General features: G+C 74.9%; 23 protein-coding genes. 19 read left to right on the top strand and 4 right to left on the bottom strand.

Annotation, left to right across the window (positions count from 1 at the left end):
* The first annotated feature begins 27 nt into the window (after positions 1–27).
* The 6 genes from BLS21_RS00385 (at position 28) to BLS21_RS00360 (ending at position 7496) form a co-directional block, all read left to right on the top strand.
* Positions 28–1395 (top strand): ammonium transporter, encoded by a 1368-nt coding sequence (locus BLS21_RS00385; protein WP_091212425.1) that lies wholly within the window; start codon positions 28–30, stop codon positions 1393–1395.
* Positions 1392–1730: a P-II family nitrogen regulator gene (locus BLS21_RS00380; protein ID WP_091212422.1), complete on the top strand. Its 339-nt coding sequence runs from the start codon at positions 1392–1394 to the stop codon at positions 1728–1730. The genes BLS21_RS00385 and BLS21_RS00380 overlap by 4 nt, the downstream gene beginning before the upstream one ends.
* Before the next feature lie 149 nt (positions 1731–1879).
* Entirely contained in the window at positions 1880–4240 is a 2361-nt protein-coding gene (locus BLS21_RS00375; RefSeq protein ID WP_091212418.1) for a [protein-PII] uridylyltransferase, read from the top strand.
* Between the two features lie 87 nt (positions 4241–4327).
* Positions 4328–4546, top strand: a complete 219-nt coding sequence (locus BLS21_RS00370; protein ID WP_091212415.1) for a hypothetical protein — start codon at positions 4328–4330, stop codon at positions 4544–4546.
* Between the two features lie 269 nt (positions 4547–4815).
* Positions 4816–6417: a signal recognition particle protein gene (ffh, locus tag BLS21_RS00365; protein ID WP_091212412.1), complete on the top strand. Its 1602-nt coding sequence runs from the start codon at positions 4816–4818 to the stop codon at positions 6415–6417.
* Entirely contained in the window at positions 6414–7496 is a 1083-nt protein-coding gene (locus BLS21_RS00360; RefSeq protein ID WP_175479344.1) for an amidohydrolase family protein, read from the top strand. Before ffh ends, BLS21_RS00360 begins: the two co-directional genes overlap by 4 nt.
* On the opposite strand, the gene BLS21_RS00355 is transcribed toward BLS21_RS00360, so the two are convergent.
* A complete protein-coding gene (locus BLS21_RS00355; protein WP_091212408.1) occupies positions 7493–8746 on the bottom strand; it encodes a sensor histidine kinase in 1254 nt (417 codons plus the stop codon). The two genes, BLS21_RS00360 and BLS21_RS00355, sit on opposite strands and share 4 nt — an antisense overlap.
* Positions 8743–9429, bottom strand: coding sequence for a response regulator transcription factor (locus BLS21_RS00350; RefSeq protein ID WP_091212405.1), 687 nt, complete (start codon positions 9427–9429; stop codon positions 8743–8745). The genes BLS21_RS00355 and BLS21_RS00350 overlap by 4 nt, the downstream gene beginning before the upstream one ends.
* A 122-nt stretch (positions 9430–9551) precedes the next feature.
* Here BLS21_RS00350 and BLS21_RS00345 point away from each other — a divergent pair, with 122 nt between their 5' ends.
* Entirely contained in the window at positions 9552–10136 is a 585-nt protein-coding gene (locus tag BLS21_RS00345) for a hypothetical protein (protein ID WP_091212402.1), read from the top strand.
* A 148-nt stretch (positions 10137–10284) separates the two neighbouring features.
* Complete coding sequence (locus BLS21_RS00340; protein ID WP_245699863.1) at positions 10285–12042, top strand: proline--tRNA ligase; 1758 nt, start codon at positions 10285–10287, stop codon at positions 12040–12042.
* On the opposite strand, the gene BLS21_RS00335 is transcribed toward BLS21_RS00340, so the two are convergent.
* Complete coding sequence (locus BLS21_RS00335) at positions 12015–12953, bottom strand: helix-turn-helix domain-containing protein (RefSeq protein ID WP_175479343.1); 939 nt, start codon at positions 12951–12953, stop codon at positions 12015–12017. The genes BLS21_RS00340 and BLS21_RS00335 overlap by 28 nt on opposite strands.
* A gap of 217 nt (positions 12954–13170) precedes the next feature.
* On the opposite strand from BLS21_RS00335, the gene BLS21_RS00330 reads away from it, so the two are divergent.
* From BLS21_RS00330 to BLS21_RS00280, 11 genes are all read left to right on the top strand, one after another.
* Positions 13171–15354 (top strand): molybdopterin-containing oxidoreductase family protein, encoded by a 2184-nt coding sequence (locus BLS21_RS00330; protein WP_091212394.1) that lies wholly within the window; start codon positions 13171–13173, stop codon positions 15352–15354.
* Between the two features lie 133 nt (positions 15355–15487).
* Complete coding sequence (rpsP, locus tag BLS21_RS00325; protein ID WP_091212391.1) at positions 15488–15928, top strand: 30S ribosomal protein S16; 441 nt, start codon at positions 15488–15490, stop codon at positions 15926–15928.
* 4 nt (positions 15929–15932) lie between these two features.
* Entirely contained in the window at positions 15933–16169 is a 237-nt protein-coding gene (locus BLS21_RS00320) for an RNA-binding protein (RefSeq protein ID WP_091153035.1), read from the top strand.
* Positions 16170–16194: 25 nt separating this feature from the next.
* Positions 16195–16728, top strand: coding sequence for a ribosome maturation factor RimM (rimM, locus tag BLS21_RS00315; RefSeq protein ID WP_091213649.1), 534 nt, complete (start codon positions 16195–16197; stop codon positions 16726–16728).
* On the top strand, positions 16725–17519 hold the full coding sequence (gene trmD / locus BLS21_RS00310) for a tRNA (guanosine(37)-N1)-methyltransferase TrmD (protein WP_245699836.1): 795 nt from the start codon (positions 16725–16727) through the stop codon (positions 17517–17519). Before rimM ends, trmD begins: the two co-directional genes overlap by 4 nt.
* Positions 17520–17548: 29 nt before the next feature.
* A complete protein-coding gene (locus tag BLS21_RS00305) occupies positions 17549–18031 on the top strand; it encodes an NUDIX domain-containing protein (RefSeq protein ID WP_245699833.1) in 483 nt (160 codons plus the stop codon).
* Positions 18032–18175: 144 nt separating this feature from the next.
* Positions 18176–18532: a 50S ribosomal protein L19 gene (gene rplS / locus BLS21_RS00300; RefSeq protein ID WP_012949994.1), complete on the top strand. Its 357-nt coding sequence runs from the start codon at positions 18176–18178 to the stop codon at positions 18530–18532.
* Between the two features lie 74 nt (positions 18533–18606).
* Entirely contained in the window at positions 18607–19530 is a 924-nt protein-coding gene (gene lepB / locus BLS21_RS00295; protein WP_091212386.1) for a signal peptidase I, read from the top strand.
* Between the two features lie 267 nt (positions 19531–19797).
* Entirely contained in the window at positions 19798–20511 is a 714-nt protein-coding gene (locus BLS21_RS00290) for a response regulator transcription factor (RefSeq protein ID WP_245699830.1), read from the top strand.
* A 346-nt stretch (positions 20512–20857) separates the two neighbouring features.
* The gene (locus BLS21_RS00285) at positions 20858–21634 is read left to right on the top strand and encodes a ribonuclease HII (protein ID WP_091212381.1); all 777 of its coding nucleotides are present in this window, start codon (positions 20858–20860) and stop codon (positions 21632–21634) included.
* A complete protein-coding gene (locus tag BLS21_RS00280; protein WP_012949990.1) occupies positions 21631–21951 on the top strand; it encodes a DUF2469 domain-containing protein in 321 nt (106 codons plus the stop codon). Before BLS21_RS00285 ends, BLS21_RS00280 begins: the two co-directional genes overlap by 4 nt.
* Here BLS21_RS00280 and BLS21_RS00275 read toward each other — a convergent pair.
* On the bottom strand, positions 21890–22834 hold the full coding sequence (locus BLS21_RS00275) for a CHAT domain-containing protein (RefSeq protein WP_091212378.1): 945 nt from the start codon (positions 22832–22834) through the stop codon (positions 21890–21892). The genes BLS21_RS00280 and BLS21_RS00275 overlap by 62 nt on opposite strands.
* Between the last annotated feature and the right edge of the window lie 55 nt (positions 22835–22889).

The raw sequence follows: 22889 nt of genomic DNA, 5'->3' as shown, positions 1-22889 counted from the left end.
GCCGCACCGATCCGTCAGGAGGTTGCCGTGGACACCGGCGACACCGCTTGGGTCCTGGTCAGCGCCGCGCTGGTGCTGTTCATGACCCCCGGTCTGGCGCTCTTCTACGGCGGCATGGTCCGCGCGAAGAGCGTCCTCAACATGATGATGATGAGCTTCGGCGCGCTGGCCCTGATCAGCGTGCTCTGGGTGCTCTACGGCTACTCGATGGCCTTCGGCGACGACCTCGGCGGCGGCCTGCTGGGCGACCCGCTGGAGTTCTTCGGGCTCTCCTCGCTGCTGGGCACCAGCGGTCTGGAGGGCGGCTTCCAGCCCGAGAGCCTGGTCTTCACGGTGCCCTCGATGGCCTTCGTCGCCTTCCAGGCGATGTTCGCCATCCTCACCGTCGCGCTCATCTCCGGCGCCATCGCCGACCGGGCTCGCTTCGGCCCGTGGATGGTCTTCGCCGGCGTCTGGGCGACGCTGGTCTACTTCCCGGTCGCGCACTGGGTCTTCGCCTTCGACGGCGCGGAGTCCCAGACCGGTGGCTGGATCGCCAACGACCTGCTGGCCATCGACTTCGCCGGCGGCACCGCGGTGCACATCAACGCCGGCGCGGCGGGCCTGGCGCTGGCCCTGGTGCTGGGCAAGCGGCGCGGCTTCGGGCGCGACCCGATGCGGCCGCACAACCTGCCGCTGGTGATGATCGGTGCCGGCATCCTGTGGTTCGGGTGGTTCGGCTTCAACGCGGGCTCCGCGCTGGCCGCCAACGGGCAGGCCGCCGAGGTCTTCGTGACCACGCTGGTCGCCACGGGTGCGGCGGCCCTGGGCTGGCTGCTGATCGAGAAGCTGCGCGACGGCCACGCCACCTCGCTGGGCGCCGCTTCCGGCGTCGTCGCCGGCCTGGTCGCCATCACCCCGGCCTGCTCGTCGGTGACGCCGATCGGGGCGATCCTCGTCGGCCTGGTCGCCGGTGTCGTCTGCGCGCTGGCGGTGGGTCTGAAGTACCGCCTGGGCTACGACGACTCGCTCGACGTCGTCGGCGTCCACCTCGTCGGCGGCCTGTGGGGCACCCTCGCGGTGGGCCTGTTCGCCTCGGCGTCCACCACGGCCGGTGTCGACGGCCTCTTCTACGGCGGCGGTCTCGACCAGCTGTGGCGGCAGGCGCTGGGCGCCGGCGTCGTGCTGGTCTACTCGTTCGTCCTCACCATGGTGATCGGCGTCGTCATCGCCAAGACCATGCGCTTCCGGGTCTCCGAGGAGCACGAGGTGAGCGGCATCGACGGCGTCGTGCACGCTGAGACGGGCTACGACTTCGCCTCCCTCGGGGGCGGGGGCGGCAGCGCGACCCTGGGTGGCCAGGCGCACGCTGAGGCCCGGGGTGTCACCGTTCCCACCGAGAGGAGCCGGGCGTGAAGCTCGTCACCGCCATCGTCAAGCCGTTCAAGCTCGACGACGTCAAGAACGCCCTCGAGCTGATCGGCATCGCCGGGCTCACCGTCAGCGAGGTCCAGGGCTTCGGCCGCCAGCGGGGCCACACCGAGGTCTACCGCGGGGCGGAGTACCAGGTGGACTTCGTGCCCAAGGTCCGCATCGAGGTCGTCGTCGACGAGATCGACGCCGCCCGCGTCGTCGACGCGATCGTCGAGGCGGCCTCCACCGGCCAGATCGGCGACGGGAAGGTGTGGGTGACCACGATCGACGAGATCGTGCGCGTCCGCACCGGTGAGCGTGGCGCCGACGCCCTGTAGTCGCCTGTAGTCGGAGGACCCCGTCCTCCTCGCGCCTCCCATGCTCGGCGCGAGCCTCGGGACGGGGCCGGTCGGCCGGGGTGGCGGGGTTCGCCTGCCGCCCCGGCCGACGCCGTCCGGGGGACGTCCCAGAGGAGCGAGGGGGGAACGTGCTGGACACCGGGTCGCTGCCCGCACTGCCGCGGGCCGAGCGCAGCGAGGTGCTCGACACCTGGCTCGCGGGCCTGCTGGACGAGGCGGTCGCGGGCACCCCGCCGCCGCGCTCCCGCCGGGGTGGTCCGCCCCCGCGGACGGGCACCGAGGGCGTCGCCCTGGTCGCCGTCGGGAGCCTGGGCCGCCGCGAGCCCCCGCCGCACGGCGACCTCGACCTGGTCCTCGTCCACGAGGGACGGCCGGAGGTCGCTGCCCTCGCCGACGCCGTCTGGTACCCGATCTGGGACGCCGGACTGCGCCTGGACCACTCGGTGCGCACCGTCGCCGAGGCCGTCGGCGTGGCCTCCACCGACGTCAAGGCCGGCCTCGGGCTGCTCGACGCCCGCCTCGTCGCCGGGGACGCCGGACTCGCGGCGACCCTGCGCGCCGCCACCCTCGGCAGCTGGCGGCAGTCGGCGTCCCGGCTGCTGCCCCAGCTGCGCGACCTGCGCCGCGGCCGGGCCCGGCTGGTCGGGGAGCTGGCCTTCCTCCTCGAGCCCGACCTCAAGGAGGCCTACGGCGGGCTGCGGGAGGGGCAGGTGCTGCGCGCGGTGGCCGCCGCCCAGCTGGCCGACGAGCCCACCGCCGAGGCCGAGGAGTCCTACGCGTTCCTGCTCGACGTCCGCGACGAGCTGCGCCGGCGCACCGGCCGACCGGCCGACGTGCTGGTCCGCCAGGAGCAGCGCCCGATCGCCGTGGCCCTCGGCCTGCCCGACGAGGACGCGCTGCTGCGCGAGGTGAGCCTGGCCGGGCGCCGGCTGGCCTTCGTCGCCGACGAGACGTGGCGGCGGGTGGAGGCCGCGCTGGTCCGCCCCCGCGGCCGGTACCGCCGCATCCGCCGCGAGCCGCTGGCCGAGGGCGTCGTCCGCCAGGGCGACGAGGTCGTGCTCGCCCGCGACGCCCGCCCCGCCGCCGACCCCGGCCTCGTGCTGCGCGGCGCGGCCGCCGCCGCTCGCGAGGACCTGCTGCTCTCCCCGTACACGCTCAAGGTGCTGGCGGTGCACGCGCCGCCGGTGCCCGAGCCGTGGCCGGCGGAGGTGCGCTGGTCGTTCCTGCGGCTGCTGGCCAGCGGGCGGCCCGCGGTGGCGGTCCTCGAGCAGCTGGACCAGGAGGGGCTGCTGTCCCGGCTGCTGCCGGAGTGGGACCGGGTCCGCTCGCTGCCGCAGCGCCACCCCTGGCACCGCTACACCGTCGACCGGCACCTGGTCGAGGCCGCCGCGGCCGCCGCGGAGCTCACCCACGACGTCGACCGGCCCGACCTGCTCCTGGTCGGCGCGCTGCTGCACGACGTCGGCAAGGGCTGGCCCGGCGACCACAGCGAGGTCGGCGAGCCGATCGCGGCCCGGATCGCCACCCGCATGGGCTTCGCCGAGGCCGACGTCGCCACGCTGGCCGCGATGGTGCGCCACCACCTGCTGCTGCCCGACACCGCGACCCGCCGCGACATCGACGACCCCGCCACGATCGACCGGGTGGCCGCGACCATCGGGCACGACCCCGCGCTGCTGCAGCTGCTGCACGCCCTGGCGCAGGCCGACGGCGCCGCGACCAGCTCCTCGGCCTGGTCGCCCTGGAAGGCGCACCTGGTCGCCGCGCTCGTCGCCCGCGTGCAGGCGCGGCTGGGCGGCACCCCGGTGCCCGAGCCCGAGCCGGTGCTGCACCCGGGGGAGCCGCAGGTGAGCACCGGCGCCCCGGCCGCCGCCGGCAGCGGCATCTCGGTCGGGGTGGAGGACGTCGCCGACGGCCAGCAGGTGACGATCGTCGCGCCCGACGGGCACGGCCTGTTCAGCCAGCTCGCGGGGGTGCTGGCGCTCAACCAGCTCGACGTGCGCGCCGCCAAGGTCAACGTCGTCGGCGAGCGGGCCACCGCCGTCTTCGCCGTCCGGCCGCGGTTCGGGCGGGCACCGGTGGCCTCGATCCTGGCCGACGCCGTGCGGGCGGCCCTCGAGGGCACCCTGCCGCTGGCCGAGCGGCTGCGGCAGCGGGAGGCCGACTACCGGCAGGACGCCGTCCGGGGGACCCCGCCGCGGGTGTCCTGGCACAACGGCGAGGTGACCGGCGACGCCACCGGCATCGTCGAGGTGCGCGCGGGGGACCGGGCGGGGCTGCTCTACCGGCTGACCGCGGCCCTGGTGACCGAGGGCCTCGACGTCACCTCCGCGCGGATCGAGACCCTCGGCGCCGACGCCGCCGACCACTTCTACGTCGCCAACCCCTCGGGGGAGCCGATCAGCAGCGACCAGCGGGCCCGCGTGGAGGCCGCCCTGGCCGCCGCCGTCCGGGGTGCCGTGTCCGACCCGGCGGACACGCCGGGCTGACGTCCGCGGTCCTGTCGTACCCCCGTGCCACCGTCGAGGGCGAGCGGGACGGAACGGTCCCGTCGACGACGGCAGGGAGGCAACCGCATGACCGGCACGTCCTTCGAGGTCGCCGCAGCCGAGGGCAGGGTCTGGTCCTGCTCCTCCTGCGACGGGGACCGGGAGTTCGTCCAGCCGCCGTGCGTCGACGGGCACACCGAGGACGGCGGCGAGTGCCCCGAGTGGGCCTGCGCCGACTGCGGGACGGCGGTGTTCTCGGCCGCGCCGGTGGCCTCCGTGGCCGCGCCCGCCCGCCGCGCCGCCTAGCGGCCTCCTGCAGGGTCCCGCCGCGAGCTCGCGAGTGGTGGGGGGCAGGAGGTCCTTGCTGCCTCGCGGGCTCGGCGCGGGCCCCCGAAGGGTGGCCGTTCCAGAAGGTGACCGGGTCCGGCCGGTCGATCCCGCCGCCCCCCGGCCCGGGCTCGTTAGGCTGGTCGGGAGGTGGCGCGACGGCCCCGGGGCTCCCCGGACGCCGGAGGCCGAGCAGCCGGTCGGAGCGACCGGCCGGCCGCGCCCGCGAGAACTGCTGAGGACGTGCTGTGTTCGAGACCCTCTCCGACCGCCTGGACAAGGTCTTCAGCGGCCTGCGCGGCAAGGGCCGGCTGACCGACGCCGACATCGACGCGACCGCGCGCGAGATCCGCATCGCGCTGCTCGAGGCCGACGTCGCCCTGCCGGTGGTGCGGGCCTTCATCAACGCCGTCAAGGAGCGGGCGCGCGGGGCCGAGGTGTCCCAGGCGCTCAACCCCGCGCAGCAGGTCATCAAGATCGTCAACGAGGAGCTCATCGAGATCCTCGGCGGGGAGACCCGGCGGCTGCGGTACGCCAAGCAGTCGCCCACGGTCATCATGCTCGCCGGTCTGCAGGGCTCCGGTAAGACGACGCTGGCCGGCAAGCTCGGCCGCTGGCTCAAGGCCCAGGGCCACACGCCGCTGCTGGTGGCCGCCGACCTGCAGCGGCCCAACGCGGTCAACCAGCTCTCCATCGTCGCCGGCCAGGCCGGGGTCGACGTCTTCGCGCCTGAGCCGGGCAACGGCATCGGCGACCCGATCCGCGTCGCCGCCGACTCCATCGACCACGCGCGGCGCACCATGCACGACGTCGTCGTGGTCGACACCGCCGGCCGGCTGGGCATCGACGCCGAGCTGATGGCGCAGGCCGCCGGCATCCGCGACGCCGTCCGGCCCGACGAGACGCTGTTCGTCGTCGACGCGATGATCGGTCAGGACGCCGTCACCACCGCGGAGGCCTTCCGCGACGGCGTGGGCTTCACCGGCGTCGTCCTCACCAAGCTCGACGGTGACGCGCGCGGTGGTGCGGCGCTCTCGGTCCGCTACGTGACCGGCCAGCCGATCATGTTCGCCTCCACCGGCGAGAAGCTCACCGACTTCGACGTCTTCCACCCCGAGCGGATGGCCTCGCGCATCCTCGGGATGGGCGACGTGCTCACCCTCATCGAGCAGGCCGAGCAGGCGTTCGACGCCGAGCAGGCCGAGAAGATGGCCGGCAAGCTCGTCAGCCGCGAGGGCTTCACCCTCGAGGACTTCCTCGAGCAGATGATGGCCATCCGCAAGATGGGCCCGATCGCCAACCTGCTCGGCATGCTGCCCGGCGCCGGGCAGATGAAGGAGCAGCTCAAGCAGGTCGACGACCGCGACCTGGACCGCACCGCGGCGATCATCCGCTCGATGACGCCGGAGGAGCGGGTCAACTCCAAGATCATCAACTCGTCGCGGCGGGTGCGCATCGCCAACGGCTCGGGCGTCACCGTCACCGAGGTCAACCAGCTGCTGGAGCGCTTCGCCCAGGCCCAGAAGATGATGGGCCAGATGGCCGGCAGCATGGGCCTGCCCGGCATGGGCCCGATGTCGAAGAAGGCCCGCGGGCGGCAGATGCAGGCCCAGTCGAAGAAGGGCAAGAAGGGCAAGGGGAAGGGCAGCGCCGCCAAGAAGGGTGGCGGCCCCGCGCGCCGGCCCGTCGGTGCGCCCGGTCTGCCGCCGGGCGCGGGCAACCCCTTCGGCGGCGGGTTCCCGGGCGGTGGGATGCCCGGCGGCATGCCCGGGCTGCCCCCGGGTCAGGGCCTGCCCGACCTCACCAAGCTGAACTTCGACCAGCCCGGGGACGAGCGGCCCTCCCGGTGACCGCCCCGACCCTGCACCTCTCCGGTGTCGTGCTGCCCGAGGGGGAGCACCGCGACCTGTGGGTCCGCGACGGCCGCGTCACCTTCGAGCCGGTGCCCGGCGCCGAGACGGTCAGCCGCGGCGGCTGGCTGGCGCCCGGCCTGGTCGACGCCCACTGCCACGTCGGCATCGGTCGCGGGGGAGTGCACGTCGAGGACCTCGCCGGGCTGCGCGAGCAGGCCCTGACCGAGCGCGCGGCGGGCGTCCTGGCGCTGCGGGACTGCGGCTCCCCGGTCGACACCCGCGCCCTGGACGACGAGCCGGACCTGCCGACGATCGTCCGCGCCGGCCGGCACATCGCCCGCACCCGCCGCTACATCCCCGGCCTGGCCGCCGAGATCGAGCCGGACGCGCTGGTCGAGGAGGTCCGCACGCAGGCCCGCCGCGGCGACGGCTGGGTGAAGCTGGTGGGGGACTGGATCGACCGCGGCGTGGGCGACCTCGCGCCCGAGTGGCCGGCCGACGTCCTCGCGGCCGCGATGGCCGCCGCGCACGAGGAGGGCGCCCGGGTCACCGCGCACACCTTCGGCACCGACGCGCTGCCCGACCTCATCGGCGCGGGCATCGACTGCATCGAGCACGGCACCGGCCTGACCGAGGAGCTCATCGGGCAGATGGCCGCCCGGGGCACCGCTGTCGTCCCGACGCTGGTCAACGTCGAGAACTTCCCGGACTTCGCCGCGCAGGGGGAGCGCAGGTTCCCCACCTACGCGAGCACGATGCGCCGGCTGCACGCGTCGTCGGGCGCCGTCGTCCGGGCCGCGTTCGAGGCCGGCGTGCCGGTGTTCGCCGGCACCGACGCCGGGGGCGGCATCGACCACGGCCGGATCGCCGACGAGGTGCGCGCCCTGCACGCGGCGGGCATCCCGGCCGAGGCGGCGCTGGCCGCGGCCTCGTGGTCGGCGCGCTCGTGGCTCGGGCTGCCGTGCATCGAGGAGGGGGCGCCGGCCGACCTGGTCGTCTACGACGCCGACCCCCGCGCCGACCTCGACACCCTGGCCCGTCCGCAGCGCATCGTCCTCCGCGGCCGCGTCGTCTAGGCCGGGGGCGCGCCGAACTCCAGCGTGACCTGGGTGCCGCCCGAGGCGGAGGCCAGCCGGAGAGCGCCCCCGGAGCCCTCCGCGGTGCGGCGGGCGATGTCGAGCCCCAGGCCGGTCGACCCGCTGCCGCTGCGACCCCGCGCCACGGCGGCGACCGGCAGACCCGGGCCGTCGTCGCGCACCGTCACGACCGCTCCGCCGCCCTCCCGGAGGCGCACGGCCACGTGCAGCCCGATGCCCTCGGGGGTGTGCGCGAAGACGTTGCCCAGCACGGCGTCCACGGCCGCGCGGAGGTCGGCGCCCGCGACCCGGACCGGGAACGGCCCCTCGGGGACGTCGACGGTGAGCGGACGGCGTTCCTCCTCGGCCAGCACCGCCCAGAACAGGACCCGTTCGGCGACCACCGCCGCCGCGTCGCACCCGGCGCCCAGCCCCTCGCGCACGGGACGGCGCGCCTCGGCGATCACCTCGTCGACGCCGCGGCCGAGCGCGTCGACGTCGGCTGCCAGGCGCTCGCGGTCGGCGGCCGGAAGTGCCTCCACGTCCAGGCGCAGCGCGGTCAGGGGCGTGCGCAGCCGGTGGGCGAGGTCGGCCGCGGCCTCCCGCTCGTCGGCCAGCAGCTCGCCGATCCGCCCGGCCAGTCGGTTGACCGCGGCGCCCACCTCCCGCACGTCCGCCGGCCCGGACGGTGTGACGCGGGCCGACAGGTCCCCGCCGCTCAGCCGGTGCGCCGTCGTCGCCAGCTCGGTGACCGGCCGGGTCAGCGACCGGGCGACCCGGTCGGCGACCAGCAGGGCGAGCAGCAACAGGGCCAGGCCGAGGCCTGCCAGGACCGATCGCGTCCCGGGCACCCCGGCGCGCAGCTCGGCGGCCGGGACGAACACCTCGAGCACCGCGGTGCCGCCCTCCCGGCGGACCGGCTGCAGCAGGTACGTGCCCTCGTCGGTCTCCCGCTGCTCCGCGCCGGCCGGTGCCGGGTCGTCCCCGAGCACGCCCACCGTGCCGAGCCACGTGCCGTCGCTCCACCGCACCGCCAGGCGGCGGCCGTCGGAGAGGGCGAGCGGGCCGGCGACGACCTCCTCCCGGGCGTCGAGGCCCACGGTCGGCACCAGCAGCTGCAGCTGGACGCGCCCGGCGTCCAGCGCCCGGGCCTCGGCGACGCGGGCCACCAGGGCGGAGGCCGGCAGCAGGAAGGCCAGCAGCACGACCGATGTCGTCGCGGCCACCAGCAGGGTGATCCGCCGCCTCACGGTTCGGGCTCGGCCAGGCGGACGCCGACCCCGCGGACGGTCTGCAGCAGCCCGGGCTCGGCGGCGGACTCGCCGAGCTTGCGCCGGAGCCAGGACAGGTGCACGTCGACGGTCTTGTCCGACCCGCCGTAGGGCTGCTGCCACACCTCGGTGAGCAGTTCGCGCTTGGCGACGACCGTGCCGGCCCGGGCGGCGAGGTAGGCCAGGAGGTCGAACTCCTTGGGCGAGAGGTCGACCGGACGGCCGGCGTGGGTCACCCGGCGACTGCGCGGATCGACGGTCAGCGCGCCCACCGTCACGGGCGCCGGACCGGTGTCGTTGCCGGCGACCCGCCGGAGCACGGCACGGACGCGCGCCTCGAGCTGTCCCGCGGAGAACGGCTTGACCACGTAGTCGTCGGCGCCGGCGTCCAGGACCCGGACGACGCTGGCGTCGTCGTCGCGCGCGGTGGCGATGATGACCGGCACGGCGGACACCGCCCGGAGCATCCTCAGCAGTTCGCCGCCGTCGAGGTCGGGCAGCCCGAGGTCCAGGACGACGAGGTCCGGGCGCTCCTCCACGGCCACCTGCAGCCCCGAGAGGGCGGTGCCGGCGGAACTGACGGCGTGGCCGCGGTCACGCAGCGCGCGGATGACGGCGGTGCGGATCCGCTCGTCGTCCTCCACGACCAGGAGGTGTGCCACGCCCGGACGCTATCGGCGCCGGGCCTCGTGATCGTCTCCCCAAGTCGGGGGGATGAGTGCCGGGGCAGCGCTTGTCAGTCTCTTAGCGTGGCCTTGACCGACGCGGCGGGAGCGTCTGCGGCATGAAGCGAACCATCGCATTCGCCGCCCTCTGGACCGCCTCCGCGGCATCGGCCGTCGGCCTGGGGTTCCTCGCGGTGTCCCTCGTCGACGCCGACGCCTCGCCCGTGACCCAGCCGCTCGCGGCCGCGGGGTCGCTGGCGGCCGCACCCACCCCCGACGACCCGATCGCGTCCGCCCCGGCGCCGCAGCCCCCGGCCGCGGCGCCGGCCTCGGGCGAGCACGCCACGACCGGGGGGACCGTCTTCGCCTCCTGCGACGGCGGGGTCCTCCAGGTCGCGGCTGCTCCCGCGGCCGGCTGGTGGCTCGACGACCAGGACCAGCACGGTGAGATCGAGTTCGAGAGCACCACGCACCGGGTGGAGGTGCACGTCGCCTGCTCGATCGGCGGCCCCGTCTTCCGCGACGAGGGGGTGCGCGCGGACCGGAACGAGCCGGAGGACTCCGCCTCCACGTCCCCGGGCCCGGCGTCCGCGCGCCCGGACGGCGACGACTCCGACGGCCGGGTCGGCGGTGGGCACGGCTCCGACGACCCGCCGGGCGACGACCGCGGTGGCGACCGCTCCGACGACCGCGACGACGACTGACCCTGCCTCCACCCACAGGCCCGCTGCCGGGCTCGGTGACCCCCGCACCGGGCCCGGCAGCGCTGCGGCGACGCACCACCCGGCCACGGCGCAAACCCGTGGACGGCGCCCGGCGGGCGCCTGGGAGACTCGTCGCGTGCTGTTGCGGATGTCCACCCTCTTCCTGCGCACCCTGCGCGACGACCCGGCCGACGCCGAGGTCCCGAGCCACCGCCTGCTGGTGCGGGCCGGGTACATCCGGCGGGCCGCGCCCGGCGGCTTCACCTGGCTGCCGCTGGGCTACCGGGTGTTCCGCAACGTGGAGCGCATCGTCCGCGAGGAGATGGACCGGATGGGCGCGCAGGAGGTGCACTTCCCGGCGCTGCTGCCGCGCGAGCCCTACGAGGCCACCAACCGCTGGACCGAGTACGGCCCCAACCTCTTCCGCCTCCAGGACCGCCGGGGCGTCGACTACCTGCTCGGCCCCACCCACGAGGAGATGTTCACGCTCCTGGTGAAGGACCTGTACTCGTCGTACAAGGACCTGCCGGTCACGCTCTACCAGATCCAGACCAAGTACCGGGACGAGGCGCGTCCCCGCGCGGGGCTCTTCCGCGGCCGCGAGTTCACGATGAAGGACAGCTACTCCTTCGACGTCGACGACGCCGGCCTGGACAAGAGCTACGCCGCGCACCGCGACGCCTACATCCGGGTCTTCGACCGGCTGGGCCTGGAGTACGTCATCGTCTCGGCCATGTCGGGGGCCATGGGCGGGTCCAAGAGCGAGGAGTTCCTGCACCCGACCCCGATCGGCGAGGACACCTTCGTCCGCTCGCCCGGCGGGTACGCCGCCAACGTCGAGGCGGTCAGCACCGTCGTCCCCGAGCCGATCCCGCTCGAGGGGCTGCCCGAGGCCCACGTCGAGGACACCCCCGACACCCCGACCATCGAGACGCTGGTCGCGGTCGCGCAGCAGCTGTTCCCGGACGCCGGCTACACGGCCGCCTCGACGCTGAAGAACGTCGTCGTCACGCTGGTGCACCCCGACGGCGCCCGCGAGCCGTTGGTCGTCGGCATCCCCGGCGACCGCGAGGTCGACACCAAGCGGCTCGAGGCGCAGGTCTCGCCGGCCGAGGTCGAGCCGTTCACCGACTTCGAGGGCCACCCCGAGCTGGTCAAGGGCTACATCGGCCCGCAGGTGCTCGGCGCCGGCAGCGCGTCGGCCATCCGCTACCTCGTCGACCCGCGGGTGGTGACCGGCACCCGGTGGATCACCGGCGCCAACGAGCCGGGCAAGCACGTCTTCGACCTGGTGGCCGGCCGGGACTTCACCTGGGACGGCGTCATCGAGGCCGCCGAGGTGCTGCCCGGCGACCCCGCCCCCGACGGCTCCGGCCCGCTGGAACTCGCCCGCGGCGTGGAGATGGGCCACATCTTCCAGCTGGGCCGCAAGTACGCCGAGGCGCTCGACCTGAAGGTGCTCGACGAGAACGGCAAGCTGGTCACGGTCACCATGGGCTCCTACGGCATCGGCGTCTCCCGGGCCGTGGCCGCGATCGCCGAGTCCACCCACGACGAGCTGGGCCTGGTCTGGCCGCGCGAGGTCGCACCGGCCGACGTGCACGTCGTCGCCACCGGCAAGGACGCCGCGGTCTTCTCGACCGCGGAGGCCCTCGCCCAGGAGCTGGTCGCCGCCGGGCTCACGGTGCTCTACGACGACCGGCCGAAGGTCTCGCCGGGGGTCAAGTTCAAGGACGCCGAGCTGCTCGGGATGTCCACCATCGTCACCGTGGGGCGCGGGCTGGCCGACGGCGTCGTGGAGCTGCGCGACCGGGCGACGGGGGAGCGCGAGGAGGTGCCGGTCGACGGCGCCGCGGCCCGCGTCCTCGCCGCCGTCCGTCAGTCGCCGGCGGCCAGCGCCCGGTAGCGCGACGGGGTCATGCCGTAGGCCGCGCGGAAGGCACGGCCGAACACCGAGGGGTCGGCGAAGCCGCAGCGGTGGGCGACGGCGGCGAGCGGCAGGTCGCGCGCGCCGCTGCGGGCCAGCTCCTCGCGGGCCCGCTCCAGCCGCCGGCGCCGCACGTAGCGGGCCGCCGTCTCCGCCTCGCCGGCGAAGAGCCGGTGCAGCTGCCGGACGGAGACGAAGTGGGCCGCCGCGATGGACCGCGGGTCCAGCGCGGGGTCGGCCAGGTGCTCCTCCACGTGCGCCCGGACGGCGGCGAGCAGGGCCCGGTCGCCCCGCGGGGGCCCCGCAGGCGGTGGGGGAGCGGTGCCGGCCGCGGTGGTCACCAGCTCGAGCAGCTCGCCGGCCAGCCGGTCACCGGGGTCGGTGCCCCCGACGTCCCGGGTGCGCAGCAGGTCGGTCATCATCCGGCCCAGCACCCCGGTGAGTCCCGACGCGCCGTCCATCCGCCGCGCGGTGAGCCCGGGAGACGTCGGGCCGGGCCGGCACCAGGTGAGGACCAGCAGCGACCACGTCGGACCCGTGCCGGCGCGCAGCTCCCAGGAGAAGGGACGGCGGGTCTCGTAGAGCGCGTAGTCCCCCGGCTGCAGCCAGCACTCCCGGCCGTCCTGCTCCACCCGGGCGCTGCCCCGCTCGACCAGACCGACCTGCACGTAGTGCCGCCGGTCGGTGCGGGCCAGGCCGGCGGTGCGCACCGCCCGCTGGTCGACCGACCGCACCCGCGACAGCTGCAGCGACCCCACCGCCCGGCTGCGCACCTCGCCGGGGAGCGGCCCCTCGGCGGAGGGCACGACGTCGAGGTCCACGAAGTGCTCGCCGAGCAGGTCCTGCCAGGACCGCACCCCGGTCGAGCGAGCGGTCCTCGCTGTCGGCATGGCGGCCTCGCTGGCGGTCGGCCGCGCGAGTCGCGCGGCGCGTGCCGGACCCGGCGCCCCGGATCCGGCGGACGACGGCCCGAGGGTGCCATGCGCCTCCAGCGGGGGGAAGGCACCCGCGGTCGAGGACCTGGCACGCAGCGTCGAGCCGGGCGGGACCCCGCGCGCCACGATCGCCGCACCGCGCCGGGCCACCGGCGCCTGGGAGGAGGCGACCATGTCGGTGACCGACCTGCCGATGCCGGGGACGACGACGGTTCGCGGCGCCTGCCCGTGCGACTGCCCGGACACCTGCGCGCTCGAGGTGACCGTCGAGGACGGCCGCGCCACCCGGGTCCGCGGCGACCGCTCCCACCCGTTCACCCGCGGCGGGCTCTGCGTGAAGATGAACGACTACGAGCGCACGGTCTACAGCGAGGACCGCGTGCTGCACCCGCTGCGGCGCACCGGCCCCAAGGGCGGCGGGCAGTTCGAGCGGATCTCCTGGGACGACGCCCTGGACGAGATCGCCGGCCGCTTCCGGGAGATCGCCGAGACCTCCGGGCCCGAGGCGATCATGCCGGTCAGCTACCTGGGCACCCAGGGCATCCTCAACGGCCTCAACGTCGGCGACCCGTTCTTCAACCGGCTCGGGGCGACCATCAGCGAGCGCACGTACTGCGACTCCGGCTCGTGCACCGCCTACGCGATGACGGTCGGAGCGACCGCCGGCGTCGACCCGGAGTCCTTCGTGCACGCGCGCTACATCGTGATCTGGGCCAACAACATGCTCAGCACCAACCTGCACCTGTGGCCGTTCGTCGCCGAGGCACAGCGGCGCGGGGCCAAGGTCGTCGTCATCGACCCCGTCCGGCACCGGACCGCGCAGCACGCCGACTGGTACATCCCGATCCGTCCGGGCACCGACGGGGCGCTGGCCCTGGCCATGGCGCACGTGATCATCGGCGAGGGGCTGACCGACGAGGACTACGTCGCGCGCTACACCGTCGGCTTCGACGAGCTGGCCGAGCGGGTGCGGCAGTACACCCCGGAGTGGGCGAGCGGGGAGACCGGCATCCCGGCCGAGGACATCCGGACGCTGGCCCGCGAGTACGCCGCGGCCAGCCCCTCGGTGATCCGCATCGGGGTCGCGATCGAACGGCACGCCGGCGGCGGGCAGACCGTGCGGGCGATCTCCTGCCTGCCGGCCCTCACCGGCGCCTGGCGCGAGCCCGGTGGCGGACTGCTGCAGCTGCCGCTGTGGGCCTTCCCGGTCAACTGGCCGGCGTTCCTCGGCGCGGAGTTCATCCGGCCCGGCACCCGCGTGGTCAACCAGTGGCTGCTCGGTCGCGCGCTGACCGGTGAGCTGGCGCTGGACCCGCCGATCCGGGCCCTGATGGTCTACAACAGCAACCCGCTGGTGGTCTGCCCCGAGCAGGACCGGATGGTCGCCGGGCTGTCGCGCGAGGACCTGTTCACCGTCGTCAGCGAGCACTTCCTCACCGACACGGCCGACTACGCCGACATCGTGCTGCCCGCGACGACGCAGCTGGAGCAGCGGGACCTGATGTTCTCGTGGGGCCACTTCTACGTGACGATGAACGAGCCCGCGGTGGCGCCGCTGGGGGAGGCGGTGCCCAACACCGAGCTGTTCCGCCGGCTGGCCGCGCGGATGGGCTTCACCGAGCCGGTGTTCACCCGCACCGACGAGCAGATGGTCGCCGAGGCGTTCGACTGGTCCTCCCCGGTGATGGCGGGCATCACGCCGGAGACCCTGGCCCGCGACGGCTGGGCCCGGCTGCGCCTCCCCGGCCCCGACGAGTACGCCCCGCACGCCCAGGGCGGCTTCCCGACGCCGTCGGGGAAGGTGGAGTTCGTCTCGTCCGCGGCTGCCGGCGGCAACTTCGTGCTCCCGCTGTTCCGTCAGGGCTCGAACGAGCACCAGCCCGGTGAGCCGGTGGACCCGCTGCCGCACTACGTGCCGCCACGGGAGTCGGCCGGTTCCGGCCGCCACCCGCTCACCCTGCTGTCGCCGAAGTCGCACGCCTACCTGAACTCCAGCTTCGCCGACCGGCCGGGCCAGCAGCGCGTGCAGGGGGGACCGGCCCTGCACATGCACCCGGACGACGCGGCCGCTCGGGGCCTCGCCGAGGGCGCGGAGGTCTCCGTGGTCAACGACCGGGGCCGCTTCACCGCTCGGCTGCACGTCACGGCCGACGTCGCGCCCGGCGTGGTGGTCTTCCCGATGGGGGCGTGGCGCAAGCACTCCCGCGGGGCCACGGTCAACGCGCTGAGCCCCTCGGTCTTCGCCGACCTGGGCCGCGCGCCGACCTTCTCGGACAACCGCGTGGAGGTCCAACCGGTGGGACCGGTGGACGCCGCCGCCCCGGCCGGAGAGGCCGGTCGCGCGGATCTGGCATGATGGACGGTCGAACACGGCGGTGGGCGGCCCTCTCACCGTTGCCGGCCGTGTCCAGCCGCACCGCCCCCGGCGTACCCCCACGCGTCGCTCCGGGCGGGCACACGACCTGCGTTCGAGGAGAACACCACACACCGTGGCCACCAAGATCAAGCTCATGCGCCTGGGCAAGATGCGCGCGCCGTACTACCGCATCGTCGTCGCCGACTCCCGCACCAAGCGCGAGGGTCGCGTCATCGAGACGATCGGCAAGTACCACCCGAAGGAGGAGCCCTCCTTCATCGAGGTCGACTCCGAGCGGGCGCAGTACTGGCTGGGTGTCGGCGCGCAGCCGACCGAGCCGGTCGCGGCCATCTTCCGGGTCACCGGTGACTGGCAGAAGTTCAAGGGCGAGGCCGCGCCGCCGCCCATGAAGGTCGCCGCCCCGAAGCCGGACAAGAAGGCCCTCTACGAGGAGGCCGTCCGCGCCTCGGGTGAGGAGCCGGCCGCCGGCGCCACCACCCCGAGGAAGAAGGCCGCTCCCAAGGCCGACGACGCGGCGGCGAGCGACGCCCCCGCCGAGACGCCCGCCGAGTGAGACCGTGCTCGAAGAGGCGCTCGAGCACCTGGTCAAGGGCATCGTCGACCACCCCGAGGACGTGACGGTCGACCTGCTCACCAACCGTCGCGGCAAGACCCTCGAGGTCCGGGTGCACCCCGACGACCTCGGCAAGGTCATCGGCCGCGGCGGCCGCACCGCCAAGGCGCTGCGCACGGTGATGACCGGCGTCGGCGGCCGCGGCCTGCGGGTCGACGTCGTCGACACCGACGGGCGCTGAGCGCCTCATCCTGAGCACCACCGTGGTGAACGCAGAACCGAACGACCCCACCGACACCGTGGTGGTCGGCCGCATCGGCCGGCCCCACGGTGTCCGTGGTGAGGTGACCGTCGAGGTCCGCACCGACGACCCGGACCTCCGGTTCGCGCCGGGTGCGGTCCTGCGCACCGACCCCGTCGACCGCGGGCCGCTCACCGTGGCCGGCCGACGCTGGCACCGCGAGGTGCTGCTGCTCGCCATCGAGGGCGTCGAGAGCCGCGAGGCGGCCGAGGAGCTGCGCAACACCGAGCTGCACGTCCCCGTCGCCGAGCTGCCCGCGCTCGAGGACCCCGACGTCTTCTACGACCACCAGCTGGTCGGCCTGACCGCCCGCCTGCCCGACGGCACCGAGCTGGGCACGGTGGACGCCGTCCGCCACGAGGGCGCCGAGCTGCTCGTCGTCCGCCGGGTCGACGGCGGGGAGCTCCTCGTGCCGTTCGTGACGGCGATCGTCCCGACCGTCGACCTCGCCGGCGGCTCCCTCGTGGTCGACCCGCCCGAGGGGCTGCTCGACCTGTGAGCGGCTCTGTGACCGAGCCGGCTCCGCCGGGCGGGAGCGGAGCGGGAGCGCCGAGCCCGCCGTTCCGGGTGGACGTCGTCACGATCTTCCCCGAGTACCTGGCGCCGCTGCGGCAGTCGCTGCTGGGCAAGGCCGCCGAGCGCGGCCTGGTCAGCGTCGGCGTGCACGACCTGCGGCAGTGGACCGACGACGTCCACCGCACCGTCGACGACGCCCCCTACGGCGGCGGCCCGGGCATGGTCATGAAGCCCGAGCCGTGGGCCCGGGCGCTGGAGGCCGTCCGCCCGCCGGGCACCCGCCTGGTCGTGCCGACCCCCGCCGGCCGTCCGTTCACCCAGGCCGTGGCCGCCGAGTGGGCGCGTGAGCCCGGCCTGGTCTTCGCCTGCGGCCGCTACGAGGGCATCGACCAGCGGGTCGCCGACTGGGCCGCCGAGGCCGGGCCGGTGTCGGAGGTCTCGATCGGCGACTACGTGCTGGCCGGTGGCGAGTCGGCGGTGCTGGTCATGGTCGAGGCCGTGACCCGGCTGCTGCCCGGCGTCGTCGGCAACCGGGAGTCCGTCGAGTACGACTCGCACGCCGACGGCCTGCTCGAGGGGCCGGCCTACACCCGCCCGGCGTCCTGGCGCGGCCACGACGTCCCACCGGTGCTGCTGTCCGGCGACCACGCCGCGATCGCCCGCTGGCGGCGCGCGGAGTCGCTGCGGCGGACCGCGGCCCGGCGTCCGGACCTGCTCGCGGCGCTGCCCGAGGGCGCGCTCACCGCCGCCGACCGCGCCGTCCTCGACGAGTGACCGGCCGCCGGGTGGGTGGGCGAGCGCTGGTGCGGCCGACCGCCCGCGTCGTCGTCCTCGACCCGTCCGGGCGGGTGCTGCTGCTCGGCGCCCGGCTCACCGACCCCGCCGTCCCGCCGGGCGACGTGCTGTTCTGGTACACCCCCGGCGGTGGCGTGGAGCCGGGGGAGGGCGTGCGGGAGGCCGCCGCCCGGGAGCTCGCCGAGGAGATCGGCCTGGTCGTCGACCCCGCGCAGCTCGAGGGGCCGGTGTGGTTCCGGCGGCACGTCGGCCCGTTCGCCGGCGTGCAGATCGACTCGCGGGAGACCTTCTTCGTGCTGCGGGACGTGGTGCACGAGGTGGACGCGAGCGGGCGCACCGAGCTCGAGCGGCTCGGCGCCGAGCCGCACCGCTGGTGGAGCGCCGAGGAGGTCGCCGCGAGTGGCGAGACCTTCGCGCCGCGGGAGCTGGCCGACCTGCTGCCGGACTTGTCCGCCGGCCCGTGGACGGGGCCGCCGCGCTTCGTCGGCTGAAGATGTGGCACAGTAGAGAGCTGCTGCGGACGCATCGCCCCGTCGACGGCGAGCTCCTCCCGGAGCGCAGCGCCCCGGATCGGACAGCCGGGGGCGCCTGCGTCCGCACCGCACCGACATGACCGCTAGGACAGGACTGCCGCGATGAACACCCTGGACGTACTCGACGCCGACTCGCTGCGCGACGACATCCCCGAGTTCCGCCCGGGTGACACCGTCAAGGTGCACGTGCGCGTCATCGAGGGCAACCGCTCCCGCATCCAGGTCTTCCAGGGCGTGGTCATCCGCCGGCAGGGCGGGGGCATCCGCGAGACCTTCACCGTCCGCAAGGTCAGCTTCGGTGTCGGCGTCGAGCGCACCTTCCCGGTGCACACCCCGGTCGTCGAGAAGATCGAGGTGCTGACCCGCGGTGACGTGCGCCGCGCCAAGCTGTACTACCTGCGCGAGCTGCGCGGCAAGGCCGCCAAGATCAAGGAGAAGCGCGAGACCGTCTCGCGCTGACGCTCCGCGCTGACACGACGCAGGCCGGTCCGGCCTGACCACGGCGGGTCTTCCGCGGCCGTACGCTGACTCCGATGAGCAGTGACCGGCCCGGGAGGCCCGCCGACGTCGTTCCGGAGGGGGAGGACCCCCAGGCGACCGGGTCCACGGCCGACACCGGCCCCGGCCGCCGTCCCGCTGGCCGCGCCGCCCGCCGGCGGGCAGAGGCCGACAAGGGCTCGCTGATCCGCGAGCTGCCGGTGCTCCTGCTCATCGCCTTCGTGCTCGCCCTGCTGGTGAAGACCTTCCTGGTGCAGGCGTTCTTCATCCCGTCGGGCTCGATGGAGCGGACGCTGCACGGCTGTCCCGGCTGCACCGGCGACCGCGTGCTGGTCAACAAGGTGCCCTACTGGTTCGGTGAGCCCGAGCCCGGCGACATCGTCGTCTTCGAGGGGCCGGAGAGCTGGTCGCCGGAGGTGGACGTCCAGGAGCCGGGCAACTGGCTCTCCAGCGGCCTGCTGTGGCTGGGCCGCGCCATCGGGGTGGCGCCGCCGAGCGAGGACGACTTCGTCAAGCGGGTCATCGCCACCGGCGGCCAGACGGTGCAGTGCTGTGACCCCGAGGGCCGGGTCACGGTGGACGGCGAGCCGCTCGACGAGCCCTACGTCTTCGAGAACACCCCGCTGGAGAGCCGGGCGTTCGGTCCGGTCACCGTCCCCGAGGGTCGGCTGTGGGTCATGGGTGACCACCGCTCGGCGTCGGCGGACTCCAAGGCGCACATCGGTGACGAGTGGTCCGGAACGGTCGCCGTGGACGACGTCGTCGGCAAGGCCGCGCTGATCGTCTGGCCGCTCGACCGTTTCGGCACGCTCGGCTCACCCGACATCCAGGGGACCGAGGCGGCCGGCGTGCCGGTCTCCGGCGCCGCGGCGGTCGCCGCCCCGTACGCCATGGGGCTGGTGGGCGCGGTGCCGCTCACCGCCTGGCGACGGCGACGACGCCGGTCCCGCGGCGACTGACGGATCCCGCGGTCCTCCCTCGACCCGCACCTCCCGGCACCCCGGGGCGTGCGGGTCGACTCGCTCCCGGGCTCCCCTCGGAATGGCGTCGCCATGTCGACACGAATGCAGCGGGTCGCCATTCCGCCGTTTCTCGTGTGACTGGTCGCGGCTCGAAGTGGTGCCGGAAGATTTTCTCAGGAAATGTTGGAAAAGCGTTCAAGCACCCGTCTCACCCGTCCGATGGAGATCGTGAGAAGTTCCCCGAACGTGTGAAACGGAGTCATTGTGTCCGCACCCATGGCGAGCGCCGCCCGCGGCGTCACCCGCGTGCTCATCCTCGCCGACGCCCCCGTCCTGCGCCGTGGGCTCGTGAGCATGGTGAACGAGACCGCCGGCATGCAGTCGGTCGGGACTCCGGGCGAGCTGCGCCGCGCCCTCACGCTGGTCGAGACCGCCCGCCCCGACGCGGTGGTCGTGGAGCTGGGCCAGGGCCGCGCCGCGACCCTGAACGCCTGCCGCGACCTGCGCCGCCGGTACCCCCGGGTGACCATCGTGGCCCTGGGCACCTCCGAGGACCCGGCCGTGGTGAACGAGGCCCTGGCCGCCGGCGTCCGCGGCTACCTGATGATCAACACCTCGCCGACCCTGCTCGGCTGGGCCATCCTGGCCGCCCGCGCCGGCCGCACCGTCGTCGACCCGCAGATCCGCCGGGTCGAGCCGTCGGCCGCTCCGGCCGCCAAGCCGTTCACCCCCGAGGTGCCGCTCACCCGCCGCGAGTCCGACGTCCTCGACGAGCTGATCCAGGGCCAGTCGAACCGGCAGATCGGCCGCAACCTGTTCATCAGCGAGGACACCGTCAAGTCCCACGTCAAGGCCATCCTGCGCAAGCTGGGTGCCCGCGACCGGGCGCATGCCGTCTCCCTGGTGCTCTCCTCCCGCACCCCCGCCGCCTGCACCTGCGGCGCCCACGCCCTGGCCCCCGCCGAGGCCGGGGCCTGAGGACCCCGTCCTCACCGTTCGCGGGCTCACGGCGAGCCTCTGCGCGGGGCCGCCCTGCCCCCCCCCGTTCGGAGGAGGACCCCGTCCTCCCACCCTCGTCGACGGACCCCCTGCTCCCGCTGCTCGCGAGCTCGCAGCAGGACCCTGCAGGGGGCCGGCGGGACCCGGACGGGGCCAGGGGCCCTGCACGGGGGCGTGCGGACCGTCCGCCTCCTCGGCGCTCCCGGCCGCTCCGGCGGCCGACCGTCCAGGGGCCGGCCCCTCTGACCCCGGGGCCGGCTCCTGGCGTTCCCGCCGGGCGACAGCCGCCCACGGTCCCTCGCCGGCGTCGTACTGTCGGACCGCGATGGCCGTCCGTACCACCCCCGCTCCTCCCGGGCCGCGGAACCGCACCCGCGCCGTCCCGGCCGCCGACGACCGGCCCGACGCGCTGTGGGAGATGGAGCGCTCCCTGCGCCGCCGCGGCTTCGCAGCGGTCGCCGGCGCCGACGAGGCCGGCCGCGGTGCCTGCGCCGGTCCGCTCGTCGCCGCCGCCTGCGTGCTGCCGGCCGGCCGCCGGGGGAGGGTCCCCGGCCTCGCGGACTCCAAGATGCTGACCGCCGCGACCCGCGAGCGGGTCTACGAGGAGGTCGTCGACCGCGCCGAGGCGTGGTCGGTGGTCGTCCTGCCGGTCGCCGACCTCGACGCGCGCGGCATGCACGTGACCAACATCGAGGCGCTGCGCCGCGCGGTGTGGGCCCTCGACCCCGGCGCGGACTACGTGCTCACCGACGGCTTCCCCGTCCCGGGGCTGGCCTGCCCCACCCTCGCGGTGTGGAAGGGCGACCGGGTGGCGGCGTGCGTGGCGGCGGCGTCGGTGCTGGCCAAGGTCACGCGGGACCGGATCATGCTCGACCTGCACGAGCGCTGGCCGGAGTACGACTTCGCCGTCCACAAGGGCTACAGCACCGCCGCCCACGACGCCGCCCTGCAGCGGTACGGGCCCTGTCCGGAGCACCGGAAGCGCTTCGTCAACGTGGTCCGGGCCCGCGACGCACACGCCGCTCGGGGACTCCAGCTGACCGGCTCCGGCGCCATGGTCGATGATGGGGCCATGCGCCACGTGTCCGGAGAGCCGCGATGAGCACCGAGGACCTGGAGAAGTACGAGACCGAGATGGAGCTGCAGCTCTATCGCGAGTACCGGGACATCGTCCGGCAGTTCACCTACGTGGTGGAGACCGAGCGGCGCTTCTACCTCGCCAACTCCGTCGACCTGCAGGTCCGGGAGGCCGGCGGCGAGGTGTACTTCGAGCTCAAGCTCTCCGACGCCTGGGTCTGGGACATGTACCGGCCGGCCCGGTTCGTGCGCAACGTCCGGGTGCTGACCTTCAAGGACGTCAACGTCGAGGAGCTGGACAAGCCCGACCTCGAGCTGCCCGACGGTCCCCGGCTGACCTGATCCGCGTGCCACGGCGTGGATGCTGACCGCGCCGGGTGACGTCCCGGGACCCGGCGTCCACAGGCGGCCCTCCCGTCCACAGATCGGCCAGCACCGCCAGCCGCAGCCGGCGGCGCATCGGCACCAGCAGCTCGGCCAACTCCTGGGCGTCGATCGGGTCGGGGGCGCCGTCCTCGCGCTCGAGCACCAGGGTTCCGGCGGCCGCGTGCCCGGAGACGTGCAGCACGTCCCATCCGCCGCGATCGTCGACCGCCCGCTGAAGCGCGTCGCGGGTGACGCCGTATTGCAGCACCCGCAGCTGCACCGCCCGCGGCTGCTGGCCCTGCCCGACGTCCTGGATGAGCTGCTGCAGGGCGTGGCGCTCCCGGCGCAACCCCAGCGGCGCCTCGCCGGTGGGCAGGCTGAACAACGCCAGCACCCGCACCGGCGTGCCGTCCTGGTCCTGCCCGGCGGTGCGCGGCCGGCGGCGGGTGTCGGGCAGGTCGAAGACGAACCCCACCTGCTCGCGGGCCAGCACCTGGCCCTGCCAGGCGGCGATCTCCCACGGCCGGTACGGCAGGAACCCCAGCGCCGCCGGGACCGGCACCCGCACGATCACCGGCGCCTCCTCCAGCAGGACCTCCATCACCTCCGCGCCGAGCAGGTGCCGGCCGATCCAGTCGCCCACCCGGGCGGTCAGCTCCGCCTCCGAGGTCACCCGCCGGTCCGGGTCGGCCTGCCAGCGCAGCCACCGGTACAGATCGGTGAACCCGCCGAACTCGAAGTCGCCCTCCGGCACCACCACCTCGTGCGAGGCCAGCGCCTCGCCGTCCTCGGTGCGCAGCAGCCACCGCCACCGGGTCGGTCCGGTGACCTCGACCGGCTCGAGCACCAACCCCGCCATCACGACCTCCCCCCGGCCGAGCCGAAGCCCGGCCGCGCCGCGGCGACCAGCGCCA

This window comes from Geodermatophilus siccatus, from assembly GCF_900103785.1.
Taxonomy (GTDB): Bacteria; Actinomycetota; Actinomycetes; order Mycobacteriales; family Geodermatophilaceae; genus Geodermatophilus; species Geodermatophilus siccatus.
The sequence above is the reverse complement of the archived record's forward strand: the minus strand, read 5'-3'. Positions and strand labels throughout refer to the sequence as shown.

What these genes read in the sequence shown, in the direction of transcription:
- BLS21_RS00370 (WP_091212415.1), top strand. Translation starts at nt 4,328, where the DNA reads ATGACCGGCACGTCCTTCGAGGTCGCCGCAGCCGAGGGCAGGGTCTGG.
- BLS21_RS00345 (WP_091212402.1), top strand. Translation starts at nt 9,552, where the DNA reads ATGAAGCGAACCATCGCATTCGCCGCCCTCTGGACCGCCTCCGCGGCA.
- BLS21_RS00340 (WP_245699863.1), top strand. Translation starts at nt 10,285, where the DNA reads ATGTCCACCCTCTTCCTGCGCACCCTGCGCGACGACCCGGCCGACGCC.
- BLS21_RS00335 (WP_175479343.1), bottom strand. Translation starts at nt 12,953, where the DNA reads ATGCCGACAGCGAGGACCGCTCGCTCGACCGGGGTGCGGTCCTGGCAG.
- BLS21_RS00330 (WP_091212394.1), top strand. Translation starts at nt 13,171, where the DNA reads ATGTCGGTGACCGACCTGCCGATGCCGGGGACGACGACGGTTCGCGGC.
- rplS (WP_012949994.1), top strand. Translation starts at nt 18,176, where the DNA reads ATGAACACCCTGGACGTACTCGACGCCGACTCGCTGCGCGACGACATC.
- lepB (WP_091212386.1), top strand. Translation starts at nt 18,607, where the DNA reads ATGAGCAGTGACCGGCCCGGGAGGCCCGCCGACGTCGTTCCGGAGGGG.
- BLS21_RS00285 (WP_091212381.1), top strand. Translation starts at nt 20,858, where the DNA reads ATGGCCGTCCGTACCACCCCCGCTCCTCCCGGGCCGCGGAACCGCACC.
- BLS21_RS00280 (WP_012949990.1), top strand. Translation starts at nt 21,631, where the DNA reads ATGAGCACCGAGGACCTGGAGAAGTACGAGACCGAGATGGAGCTGCAG.
- BLS21_RS00275 (WP_091212378.1), bottom strand. Translation starts at nt 22,834, where the DNA reads ATGGCGGGGTTGGTGCTCGAGCCGGTCGAGGTCACCGGACCGACCCGG.